This is a genomic window from Vibrio penaeicida (genome assembly GCF_002933855.1).
GTDB classification, from domain to species: Bacteria; Pseudomonadota; Gammaproteobacteria; order Enterobacterales; family Vibrionaceae; genus Vibrio; species Vibrio penaeicida_A.
The window spans coordinates 24,847-37,277 of sequence record NZ_BFAQ01000006.1; the positions used below are offsets into that span (position 1 = coordinate 24,847).

General features: G+C 46.2%; 10 protein-coding genes. 8 read left to right on the top strand and 2 right to left on the bottom strand.

From position 1 onward, the window contains the following. Positions 1-25 precede the first annotated feature (25 nt). Positions 26-1,264, top strand: a complete 1,239-nt coding sequence (locus VPNCDNU1_RS01175; protein WP_104398654.1) for an HlyD family secretion protein — start codon at positions 26-28, stop codon at positions 1,262-1,264. Position 1,265: 1 nt separating this feature from the next. After that, the gene (locus tag VPNCDNU1_RS01180) at positions 1,266-3,371 is read left to right on the top strand and encodes a peptidase domain-containing ABC transporter (protein WP_104398655.1); all 2,106 of its coding nucleotides are present in this window, start codon (positions 1,266-1,268) and stop codon (positions 3,369-3,371) included. A 25-nt stretch (positions 3,372-3,396) separates the two neighbouring features. Here VPNCDNU1_RS01180 and VPNCDNU1_RS01185 read toward each other — a convergent pair whose 3' ends face one another. Next, the gene (locus tag VPNCDNU1_RS01185) at positions 3,397-4,281 is read right to left on the bottom strand and encodes a DMT family transporter (protein WP_104398656.1); all 885 of its coding nucleotides are present in this window, start codon (positions 4,279-4,281) and stop codon (positions 3,397-3,399) included. 241 nt (positions 4,282-4,522) lie between these two features. On the opposite strand from VPNCDNU1_RS01185, the gene VPNCDNU1_RS01190 reads away from it, so the two are divergent. The 4 genes from VPNCDNU1_RS01190 to secF all read left to right on the top strand — a co-directional run bounded on the left by VPNCDNU1_RS01190 (position 4,523) and on the right by secF (position 8,658). Next, positions 4,523-5,173 (top strand): LysE family translocator, encoded by a 651-nt coding sequence (locus VPNCDNU1_RS01190; protein ID WP_237324048.1) that lies wholly within the window; start codon positions 4,523-4,525, stop codon positions 5,171-5,173. A gap of 141 nt (positions 5,174-5,314) precedes the next feature. Beyond that, positions 5,315-5,776, top strand: a complete 462-nt coding sequence (locus VPNCDNU1_RS01195; RefSeq protein ID WP_104398657.1) for a hypothetical protein — start codon at positions 5,315-5,317, stop codon at positions 5,774-5,776. Positions 5,777-5,931: 155 nt separating this feature from the next. After that, on the top strand, positions 5,932-7,755 hold the full coding sequence (gene secD, locus VPNCDNU1_RS01200; protein WP_104398658.1) for a protein translocase subunit SecD: 1,824 nt from the start codon (positions 5,932-5,934) through the stop codon (positions 7,753-7,755). Positions 7,756-7,764: 9 nt separating this feature from the next. Further along, entirely contained in the window at positions 7,765-8,658 is an 894-nt protein-coding gene (gene secF, locus VPNCDNU1_RS01205; protein WP_104398659.1) for a protein translocase subunit SecF, read from the top strand. A 151-nt stretch (positions 8,659-8,809) separates the two neighbouring features. Here the strand turns inward: secF and VPNCDNU1_RS01210 are convergent, their stop codons facing one another. Continuing rightward, positions 8,810-10,321, bottom strand: a complete 1,512-nt coding sequence (locus tag VPNCDNU1_RS01210) for a PTS transporter subunit EIIC (protein ID WP_167404695.1) — start codon at positions 10,319-10,321, stop codon at positions 8,810-8,812. Positions 10,322-10,595: 274 nt separating this feature from the next. Between VPNCDNU1_RS01210 and VPNCDNU1_RS01215 the strand changes: the two genes are divergently transcribed. Together VPNCDNU1_RS01215 and VPNCDNU1_RS01220 are read left to right on the top strand one after the other, a co-directional pair. Next, positions 10,596-11,492: a LysR family transcriptional regulator gene (locus VPNCDNU1_RS01215; RefSeq protein WP_104398660.1), complete on the top strand. Its 897-nt coding sequence runs from the start codon at positions 10,596-10,598 to the stop codon at positions 11,490-11,492. A 96-nt stretch (positions 11,493-11,588) separates the two neighbouring features. Next, entirely contained in the window at positions 11,589-12,410 is an 822-nt protein-coding gene (locus VPNCDNU1_RS01220) for a putative hydro-lyase (protein ID WP_104398661.1), read from the top strand. Positions 12,411-12,431 lie beyond the last annotated feature (21 nt).

The window sequence follows — 12,431 nt, forward strand, 5'->3', positions numbered from 1 at the left end:
GCATTCTTAATACCGGAGAGATTTTTTGAGCCAGCTGTATCGTCAATCTGTCATTGACGCCCAAAAACAACGACTCCACGGCGATGTATTGCTCGCGCAGCCGTTGTCTATTTATCTCATTGTGACCATTCTTTTCGTTTCCGTCACCTTGCTAGGCTTATACCTAAATTACGCCGAATACAGTCGAAAAGAGACGGTTCAGGGCTATATCTTGCCAGATAAAGGCATTATCAAATCCTTTTCGCAACGTGAAGGCATCGTCGAAACGGTTCATATTCAAGAGGGTCAGCAAGTTGAGAAAGGCGAACCTCTGATCACCATTAGCTCCAAAAACAAACTGGCTAACGGGCTCGACCTTAACCAAACCGTTGTGCAAGAGTTTGAAAAGCAATATCAGTACATCAATCAAGAAATTCAGTATCAAAACAACCTTCATGCTCAACAAATCAATAAGCAGAAAGTGCTTGTTACGGACATAGACCGCCAACTTGCCACGATTGAAACCCAAAAAGCACTCATACGAGAGAAATACCAACTTCAAACTGAGCGTGAAAAGCAGCACCAAAAACTGTTCCGAGAAGGGCACCTTTCCGCTCTGGATCTTCAATCACAAAAAGAAGCGCTGATAGAGATCAAAGCCCAGCAAGAACGAGTGATCGCTAATGAACTGGATTTGCGAAAGACTCGAAATACCTTGCAGTCAGACTTAGCGATTCTGCCCAAACAGCACGAACTGAACGTATTGGATTTAGAGCAACAAAAATCCTCGATTAGGCAACAACTCAGCCAAGCCCAAGGCAACGCCATTCACGTATTGGCAGCCAATGAAAAAGGCAAAGCAACAGGCATAAACGTAGTAACGGGTGAAACCGTCCACGACAACCAATTAATGCTGAGCCTTATTCCTGAAAACGCGAAATTAGTCGCGGAGCTTTTTCTTCCCACGCGGTCGGCTGGCTTCGTCAAGAAAGGCGACGCGGTCAAACTGCGGTTAGACGCCTTCCCCTACCAACGATTTGGCTACCTTGGTGGCAAGGTTTCACATATAGACACGGTACTCTTGCAAAGCGGGGAAACCCCTTTACCTATCAGCGAGCCTGTTTACCGAATACGAGTCGCGCTTGAAAAAGAGCACGTCGATTTTGAAGGTACATCCATTCCACTCAAAAACGGGATGCTTTTGGAAGCGGATATTTTACTGGAAAGCCGCAGCATCATGGGCTGGATACTCGAACCTGTCTACGGATTATTAGGAAAGATTTAATATGGATCACGCCGAGAAAGAGCCTCATATTACTGAGCTACTGGAGTATTCCGGCAACCGTAAAGTCGCCATGATTTCGCAAACTGAAGCCGCGGAATGTGGCTTAGCTTGCCTAGCGATGGTCTCTTCCTATTATGGGTATAAACTTGATATGCCTGCCGCGCGCCGATTTTATTCGCCCGGAATGAAAGGGATCAACGTCCAACAGCTGATTCAAACTGCCGATAAAATGCAGTTAGCTGCCAGAGCACTAAAATGCCCATTGGAGCACGTTGGAAAACTGACTTTACCGTGCGTTGTGCACTGGGATCTCAACCACTTCGTAGTGGTCACGGGCGTTAAAAAGAACACGGTCACCATTAATGACCCCGCGTCGGGTACCCGTGTTTTATCTCTAACGGAATTCAGCGAACATTACACGGGCATCGCCATTGAGCTGATCCCAACAAAAGAGTTTGAGAAGAAAGACGCACGCCAAAAAATGGGCATCAGCCAATTATGGACGAGGGTTTCAGGGCTTGGAAAAGCACTGTCCACGCTGGTATTCCTATCGATTCTTCTTCAATTTTTAATGCTGCTTAGCCCCTATTACATTCAGCTCGTTGTGGACGAAGTGCTGGTCAGTTTCGATGATACACTGCTGATCGTTCTGGCGGCTGGGTTTAGCTTGCTCTTGCTGTTTAATATCATCACCAAAGCAATTCGAAGTTGGTTGATCCTTCGATTATCCAGCCAGTTAAACCTGCAAATGGGTGCCAATTTACTTCGTCATTTGTTGCGCTTACCCATGAGCTACTTTGAAACGCGCCACATTGGAGACTTGGTTTCTCGCTTCGGTTCCCTCAATCAAGTGCGTGAGAGGATGACAACTGGCTTAGTCGAAACCATTGTTGATGGCATCATGTCTATCGCTATTCTGGCAGTCATGCTCGCCTATAGCCCATTTCTGACCGCTGTTGTCTTGTGTGTGGTTCTTGCCTACCTCACGGTTCGCCTCGCGCTGTACAGTAAACTGCAACAGGCGACGGAAACGTCCATTGAAGCGAAAGCCAAAGAGCAAAGCCAATTTTTGGAAACAGCGCGCGGCATCCAAACCATTCGCCTTTTCAATGCCGAATCCATGCGCCAAAGTACTTGGCAAAATCGCTATAGCTCTGTCATCAATGCAGACATCAAACTGGGTAAGCTCAGTATTGGCTTTGAATCAGTAAACCAATTGCTGTTTGGTTTAGAAAATATCTTCATCATTTTCCTTGCGGCGATGGCGGTAATGAGTGGCGACATGACAATAGGTATGGTGTTTGCGTTCTTAGCGTACAAAGAGCAATTAACCAGCCGCATGTCGATGCTGATAGAACAAGTCATTCAATTTAAAATGCTTCGCTTGCACCTCGACCGTATTGCCGATATTGCTCTGCATGAACAAGAGCCTCACCGCGAGAAAGGGCGTAATCTAACTCAAATGCGTGGAAACGTTGAACTGGTCGATCTTTCGTTCAAATATTCTGAAAATGACGACTATATTTTCCAAAACCTCAATCTAACGATACCTGCCGGTGAATCCATCGCTTTGGTGGGCCCTTCTGGGTGCGGTAAATCAACATTAATGAAGTTAATGCTTGGATTGCTTCAGCCCACATCAGGGAAAATATTGGTTGATGGGGAAGATATCCGAGATTTAGGGCTTTCTAGCTACCGAGACAGGATTGCCTCGGTAATGCAAGACGACACACTGCTTACCGGATCGGTAGAGGAAAACATTACCTTTTTTACACCTGAACCCAACCACCAAATGATGATGCAATGCGCTCATATGGCTGGCATCCATGAAGACATCATCAAGCTGCCAATGAACTACCAAAGTTTAGTGTCGGATATGGGATCCAATTTTTCTGGCGGTCAAACTCAGCGGCTATTGCTGGCTAGGGCGCTTTACCATCGCCCATCGATTTTGTTTTTAGATGAAGCCACTAGCCATTTGGATGTTGAAAACGAAGGTCGAATCAATGAGCACATCAAAGGGCTGCCGTTTACTCGTGTGATGATCGCCCACCGCCCTGAAACCATCAAAAGTGCAGACAGAGTGGTCAACATCAGTGAGCTTTAGATCTATTAAACCTCTTTAGAGTTATCTAACCTCTTTGACGACGTAACAGGCTTTTCGGTGAGAAGCCTGTTACCAACATCGTGCCGCTGACCACCAGTATGGTGCCAATCACTGTATTAAAACCGATTGGCTCACCCAGTACTAAATATCCCCATAAGATACCGAAAAACGGAATCAAAAAAGTCACAGAAAGTGTAGAAGCGGCCCCAATATCCGTCACCAGACGAAAGTACAGCAGATAAGCCAACCCAGTACACAACACCCCCAGTACCGCGACCGATGACCATTCAAATACCGTAGGTGTCTCTGGCATCGGCAACCAGGGCAACAAAGGCAGCACTAAAATCACGGCACCCCACATGCTGCCGTGCGCATTATCGAACGATGATATCTTAGGCGCATTCTTGGCGTAGTTAGTCGCTACCCCATAGCAAGATGCGGCCATTACTCCAGCAATAATCGGCAACGTCGCTTCCTCACCAATATTGACGGCATCCCAACCTACCAATACGGCGACGCCCAACACACCTAAAACTAAGCCAAATCCCCCCTTGAGTGACAAAGGCGTTTTGTGCCAAAAATACGCAATCACCGCGCCCCAAATAACCGCTGTAGAATTTAAAATAGACAAGGTAGATGCATTCAATGTTTGGGCTGCATAGGCGAAAAGCATAAACGGCATAGCCGTATTAAAAGACGCAATGATCAGAAAGTGCTTGGGGTATTGAAACAGTATCAACCGACGTTTAAGAAAAACAGACACCAGCAGCAAGCTCATCGCGGCAAATAGCACTCTAAATTCGATTAAGTAAGCGGGGCCAAAGCTATTTGCGGCAATTCTCATGAAAAGAAAAGACGCCCCCCAAACTGCGGCAAGGCATAGTAATCGTAAAAAGCTGGCTGCTGTCATTTCTTTATCCTTATTGTAATAAGTTCTCACTGTGTATTAGGTTGATAAAAAACACAATTACAAATCAGATTACCGTTCCGATAATGGCGACCTATTTCTTATTCTCTTATTCTCCCTTAGATGATGAATGGCTCGTTATGTACTAAAAAACTGCGCAATAACAGATAGCGCATTAATACCCTTTCATCCGAGTTAAGGTAGTATCATCATTAAGTAAGCACAGAATTATCAGAGAGAGAAAATGGACTTTCTATTTATGGGTGTTATGCCAATAGAGAAATGGCTGGCGTTTTTATCGATTGCTTTTCTTGCGGCGGTCACTCCTGGCCCGGCAATTTTACTCATAATGACACACTCACTCAGCAAAGGATTTAAGCACGCTATACTTGCCCTTGCGGGAAACGTTAGCGGCTTGTTCATCATGTCTCTGTGCTCCGTGCTTGGATTAAGTGCATTAGTTCTCAGCTCGACCACCGCTTTCCTAACCATTAAATTCATCGGCGCGTTATACCTTATCTATATGGGTTGGAAAATGTGGAAGAAAGGTATTCAGTTCGAGTTTGAGCTGTCTGATAACCCTTCTGGTATTCGCAAAACCAATTTGTATTTTCAAGGTATTATGGTGGCGCTCACTAACCCTAAAGCCATCGTGTTTACGACCGCATTGTTCCCACAATTTATTGTCCCAAGTGAACCTCTTACCGCCCAGTTTTCACTTTTGGTCGGCACTCTGATTAGCTGCTCCATTGTGTGTTTGACCGTGTATGGCTATTGGGGCACCAAGTTACTTCGTCGTTCCACCAAAACCCTTCCCGCGCGAAGGCTTTCTCGCATATTTGGCACCACATTCATTGGTGCAGGTATCACACTGGCAGCTACTGCGAATCGTTAAACCGAATCATTGAACACAGCCACGCAACCGCAACGCCATTTACCCAATCTAATTGAGTGTTCAATTTAGATCTTTTTAGTTGTGACATTCGCTAAACAGGCATACTATCGGCGAATTGAATCAATAGAGTGATAATCATCAATGAGAACCTGGGCAATCTTGCTGTTTTCTCTGCTGGTTACTTTCAGCCATACCGTGTTTGCTCAAACGGAGAACGGTGGCTGGCTATCGCAAAACGCTGAATACGCAGCGCAATCCTCTGTTGAGACTCCACCTGACCTTTCTACTGATTTTCAAACCGAAGCCAACTTGCAAATCGAGTTAGAAAAAGGCACCGCTGATTCCCATACTCAGCATATTCCTGATGGGCTTTTAACATCGTCTCGATTTGTTTCGTGGAATCAAGAAAGAGTATTCCCAACTCCAGATTACGAACTTCTTGCTCAACTCGGTGGCGAAGATCTACCGCCAAGTTACCTGTATTTCTCTCCCTTAATTCCATCTGTACTCTGGTCGGAAAAAGCATCAGGCACGAGCCCGCACAGAATATCGGGCTGGAAAGATTCTAACCTACTGTATGTCCAGTTAAGCCGCGACAGCTAACCTCAATACTGTTCTCACAAAATCTCGACGTCTCTACGTCGCATACCGCCATTTTAGTTTTACGCCAACCATAGATTTTTAAATCTATTGGTGTCGCTGATCGATCTTTGCGTTCAGCATTCATACACCTGAACTCAGGTTATTGAGGAATCGCTATGCCATCTTCACGTACTCGCGCAAAAGCGCCAGAGCGTTTAAACCACTATTCCGTCTGGAAATACGTGGTGCTTTTCACTGCCATTGTCTTACTTGCGTTAAGCGCACTCCCATCATGGTACGGCGACAAGCCTGCTCTATTGATTGAGCAAACCCATAACGAGCTTTCTCTTGATATGGTTGCTCGGCAGCTTAAGCAACACAATATTAATGTAAGAGAAGTCACTCAACGTGACACTCAGTTAACTATTCTATTTGAAAACGAACATGACCAAACCCAAGCAAAAAACCTATTAAAGCCCTTACTGAGTAAAGAATCTCAACTCACATTGGCATACCAATCGGTTGCACCTGCTTGGCTTTCTGAACTTGGATTTGCTCCCGTCGACCTTGGATTAGATTTGCGAGGTGGTGTTCAATTCTTGCTGAAAGTGGATGTTGATACTGCCCTAGCTGAAAAGCAGCAAGCGCTGGTCGATGAAATAAAAACCACAGCAAGAAAGCTGCACATTCGAGGCATTCAAGTTCACGCGTCGAGTGAAAAAGGCGTCACATTCAAAACTCGCAACGATAACGCGACAACCCAGCTCAGTGAACAGCTTCGTGATGCTTTTCCTCAGTGGCAGCAAAACCACGACTTAAACAGTGTCACCTTATCTCTTCCGAAAAAAGAATGGCTCGATTTCAAAGAGATAACCCTAAAACAGAACTTAACGATTCTACGTTCTCGTATCGAGGAATTGGGTATAACGGAAGCGTCGATTCAACGCCAAGGGGATAATTATATTCGAATTGAACTGCCTGGAATTCAAGATCCTTCTCAAGCCAAAAGCGTGATTGGCGCAACGGCGAGTTTGGCATTCCACGAAGTGCAGTCCGAAACGTCCGTTGGAAGAATCATTAACGCTAAGGAAGAAAATGGGAACAACGTAAGGCTGGTCGCGAAGCCAGTAGTGCAAGGGGAACATATCACGGATGCGCGCGCAGGGCTCGATGAAATGGGCCGCTCAGTAGTGAACATTTCGCTCGATCTAGCTGGCGGGAGCCAAATCAGCGATTTTTCTGCCACTCACGTGGGTAAACCGATGGCAACGCTGTTTAGCGAATACATCACAGACAAACAAGGTAATTTAACTAAGAAAGATACCGTTATCAGCATCGCGACGATTCAAAGCCAACTTGGTACTCGTTTTCAAATAACCGGTGCGGGCACCACACAAGAGGCGCAGGAATTAGCCTTACTTTTGAGGGCAGGTTCTTTAACCGCGCCTGTCACTATTGTTGAAGAGCAAGCTATTGGCGCGACATTAGGCGCTGAAAATATCGAGAACGGATTTTCCGCTCTTGCACTGGGTATGAGTTTAACCTTGGCGTTCATGGCGTTCTGGTACCGGCGGCTTGGCTGGGTAGCCAACGTTGCGTTGCTCTGCAATATGGTGTGTTTACTTGGTCTGATTGCTCTGATTCCGGGTGCCGTTTTAACCTTACCGGGTATTGCTGGGCTAGTGTTAACGGTCGGTATGGCGGTAGATACAAACGTACTAATCTTCGAGCGTATCAAAGACAAACTCAGTGACGGTAGAAGCTTTGCTCAATCTATCCACCTTGGATTCAACAGTGCTGTTAGCACGATAATGGATGCCAACATTACCACGTTAATCACCGCTGTCGTTTTGTATTCCATAGGCAATGGTCCGGTTCAGGGCTTTGCGTTAACACTTGGCTTAGGCATTTTAACCAGTATGTTTACCGGCATCTTTTTGTCTCGATCCATCATCAATATGATTTGGGGGCAAGATGCCCGCCGAAACGTCAGAGTTTAGGAGCGCATCATGAATCTGAATAAAAACATGACAAACATTCGTCGCTGGACGGGGCTATTTTCATTGGTATTGGTCATTCTATCGGTGGGGCTCATTGCCGCTCGCGGTTTGAACTTAGGTTTGGATTTTACTGGCGGTATGGTAAGTGAATTTAGAGTATCCCCTACCCTTAGCCAACAAGACTTAAACAACGCACTTAGCCCTGTTGTGGGCGACACGCTCTCGATGGTCAAAAGTGGCGAAGAAGGTCGATGGACGTTGCGCTACTCGGCAGAGAGCCAAGCGTCTATTGAGCAAGTGAATCAATCGCTCGCTCAACTCGACAACCACGCCGAGATCATCAGCAGTAGCATGATAGGTGCGCAGGTCGGAGATGAATTGTTCGATCAAGGTGGCATGGCGATTTTCATCAGCATTCTGTGCATTATGGTGTATCTGTGTTTTCGATTTGAATGGCGTTTAGCCAGCGGGGCGCTCTTAGCTCTGTTTCACGATGTGATTGTGGTTTTAGGCTTCTTCGCCCTGACACAGCAGGAATTCAACCTCACGGTTTTCGCAGCAATTTTAGCGATTTTGGGGTATTCATTGAACGATTCGATCATCATTGCCGACCGCATTCGCGAACAAATACTCGTGAAAACTAATTGGTCCACCAGCGACGTCATCAATTCCGCCGTCGCGAGCACCTTCTCGCGTACTATAGTGACGTCTGGCACAACGCTTGTGACGGTGGGGTCACTTTGGCTGATGGGCGGTTCCCCACTTCAAGGGTTCGCCAGCGCCATGTTCATCGGTATTGTGTCGGGCACTTGGTCGTCCATTTCCATCGCCACTGTGTTTCCGGAAATGTGCGAGTTAAAAGCCAAGCATTACATTCCGGCAGAGATGGATACTAACCCTTAACTATCTGTTTTGTTTATTCTTTATGGTTAACGCCTTTTAATAAAAGGGGCCTAAGGAATAAAGGGGTCTAAGTAATAAAGGCTTTCTAACAAAAAATGCCCCGTGGCAAACGGGGCACTGAACAATTTTGAGGGAGGGGGGAGTGATTGGCTTAATTCACTCGATTGATTCGTTCAGCAATAAACTGGGCTTTTGCCCCAAATATAACTTGTACACCATTGGAGCCAACGTTAATTACACCCATCGCACCAATGTCTTCCAAGCCTTTGGCGTTCACAAGTTTGGTATCCACCACTTCAAGACGAAGACGGGTAATACACGCACTTACAGACGTCAGGTTTTCTTTGCCACCAAGGAAGTCCAATGTCAGCTTAGTCAGCTGTTCGTCGGTTAAATCTAATTCTTCTTTCGCCTCTTCACTTCTGCCCGGAGTTTGCAGATTGAATTTGCGAATAGTGAATCGGAAAACGACATAATAAAGCGCAGCCATCGGCACACCGACCAATACCGCCGCAAAGTAGTTCGTCTCGAACCCATTCATGGCAGGCATAATGCCAAGTGTAATGTAATCAATAAATCCAGCAGAGAAAGATTTGGCTAAGTGCGCATCCAGCAAGTACATAAACATGTATGCGAAGCCAGTACAAAGCGCATTGAATAAATACAGCAACGGCGAAATAAAGATAAACGCAAATTCAACAGGCTCTGTAATTCCTGTTAGGAAACATGTGAGCGCCGCTGAAAATAAGATGCCTGCAGCGTATTTTCTCTGGCTGGTTTTGGCTTCGTGGTACATAGCTAAACATGCAGCTGGCAATGCAAAGAGCATAAGTGGGAATTCACCCTGCATGAATTTGCCTGCGCCTTGATAGGTGGCAGAATCAAAATCCTTCACACCATCCGCCAGCATTTTAAACCAGATAGCCTGATCACCATTGACGATTTGCCCAGCTTCCGTTGTGAATTCACCAAACGTAAACCAGAAAGACGGATACCAAATGTGGTGTAAGCCCAATGGGATCAACGCACGCTCTGTAAATCCAAAAATGAAGGTAGAAAGCGCTTGGTTATCACCGTTAACAACACCCGACAAACCATCAATACCACTTTGAACATGCATCCACACGTTAGGCAGTAATAGCCCAAGTACAAACGCAGCCAAAGCCGTCACAATCGGAACAAATCGCTTACCAGAAAAGAAGCCTAAAAATGCGGGTAATTGAATTGCGTGGAATCGGTTATACATGGACGCGGCGAGAATACCCGCTATCAAACCGCCGAATACCCCCATTTGTAAGCTAGGGATGCCCAACACCAGAGCGTACGCTCCACCTTCGAGTGCCATTTCTTGGGTAACACCCGCACTCACACCAATAGTCATGTTCATCACCAGCATCGCGACAACTGCCGCCAGACCCGCAATACCCGATTCTTTCGAAAGCCCAACCGCGGCCCCAACAGCAAACAACAATGGCAAGTTGCTGAAGATGACATCTCCAGCGCCAACCATGAGTGGAATGCCAAGTTTGTCACCGAATGCAAGCAATAAACCTGCAGCTGGCAAAATAGAAATTGGGAGCATCAACGCGCGCCCAACAGTAGAAAGTTTTGATACACCCTTCATGAGATACGCAAAGGGGGATGAGCCTTTATTGGGCTTCATCGCAGCTTCAGTTGTCATGGTTGTTCCTTATAGTTCTAATCGATAAAACGGGTTATCGATAGATATTGGTTATTGGTTATTGGTTATTGGTTATTGGTTATTGGCAAAATGTTCACAACCTACTCTACGAATCTGAAGAATTATTGAAGTAGAGAATTGTTAGTGCTTTGTAAATAGACACTTACAAATAACGCTCACTAACCTTGCATCTCTGGGTCACTAGGGATATATCTTAAGGGCATTAATGGAGCAAAAAACGGGCAAGGAAAGCGTAATGAATTTCAAGCGTATTGAGACATTTGTGTTGGTGGCAACTCTCGGTAGCTTTCGTAAAGCAGCAGAGCAACAGTTCACCACCCAACCTGCGATTTCGACCCGAATTGCGGGATTGGAAGAGGAATTGGGCGTAAAGCTGTTCGACCGAGACGCTTCTCCAGTTGTTCTTACAGCCCAAGGTAAAGACCTATTACCTTATGCTGAAAAAATGCTGTATATGGCGGAACAAATGCACAAACGTGCCGACATCAGCCGATTACTTTCAGGAACCCTGCGTTTGGGTGTATCTGAAACCATTGCGCATACTTGGCTAACCGATTTTCTCAAAGTACTTCATCATGAGCTGCCGAACCTTGATGTGGATATGACGGTTGATGTCACGGGAAACTTGAAGAATAGCTTGCTAGATAGGTCACTGGATTTGGCTTTTTTAATGGGGCCGGTTCCCGAACCTGGGATCACTAATCACGACCTTTGCCAGTTTCCATTGGTATGGGTGGCCAGCACCGATCTGCCTTTGCCTGATAAAACCTTATCGCTGGAAGAAATGGTTCAGTACCCGATCATTACTTACGCTCGCAACACCCAACCCTTTTCCGAGATCAGTGAAAAATTCATGCAGATAGATGGGCTCCCCGCGCGTTTTTTCTCGTCCAGTTCACTGTCTGCCTGTCTTAAGCTCACCCAAGATCAAATTGGTATTTCTACCTTGCCACTGGCGACAGTCTCTTCCGATATTAAGCGAGGTGTACTTAGAAAATTGGACGCCCAGTGGGAACCCTCTGCGCTAGCTTTTACCGCTTCGTATCCTTCGGTTGCATTTAACAGTGCGGCTGAGCTTGCCGCAGAGATTGCGGTGAGAGTGGCAGAGAAATTTGAGCAGGGTGATAAATAAAATTTATACCAGTAAGTAAAAAACCATAATTGGACTTTATGCACTTACAAAGCAACACTTGCGTTACATTTCTTTAACAACGGACTGCTTTGCGAAATGCCAAACACACATTCTAAGCCTTCAGCCTATAAGACTCAGTTACTTACTCAAGCTTCTGAAGTCAGAAAGAAAATTCGACTAGGAAAATTCAACCAGCCAACCAGTGGTGTCGCCTCTGGGCTGGTTCAAGGCAATATCGTGATACTGCCGCAAGACTGGGCAAACGACTTTTTACGGTTTTGCCAGAACAATCCAGCCGCTTGCCCGTTAATTGCCGTTTCTCAACCAGGGCACCCTCTGCTGTCCGATCTTGGTGAAGACATCGACATCAGAACGGATGTGCCAGAATTCAAGGTGTTCCGACACGGGGAACACGCAGAAACCGTTACCGACATTAACAGCCTTTGGCAGTCAGATTTTGTCACGTTTGTACTCGGGTGCTCATTTTCATTCGAAGATGCGCTCGAACGCGCAGGGCTTACAGTGAGAAACATCGAATCCCAAACCAATGTTTCTATGTACAAAACCAATATTCAAACCACGCCAAGTGGTCGGTTTCACGGCAATATGGTGGTGTCCATGCGCCCATTTGTGGCATCAGATGCGATCCGCGCCATCCAAGTCACCTCTCGCTTGCCAAAAGCACACGGTGCCCCCGTCCACATTGGCGATCCTGCCCTGATAGGGATCGATGATCTATCACAGCCTGACTTTGGCGATGCCGTCGACGTGCACCAACACGAACTTCCTATTTTTTGGGCCTGTGGTGTCACCCCACAAGTGGCGATCGCCAATGCAAAACCCCCCATTGCGATCACCCATGTACCCGGAAAAATGCTCATCACAGATTGCCTAAACGATGAACTGGCAGTGCTGTAGCTGATCAGCTATTACTTAAGC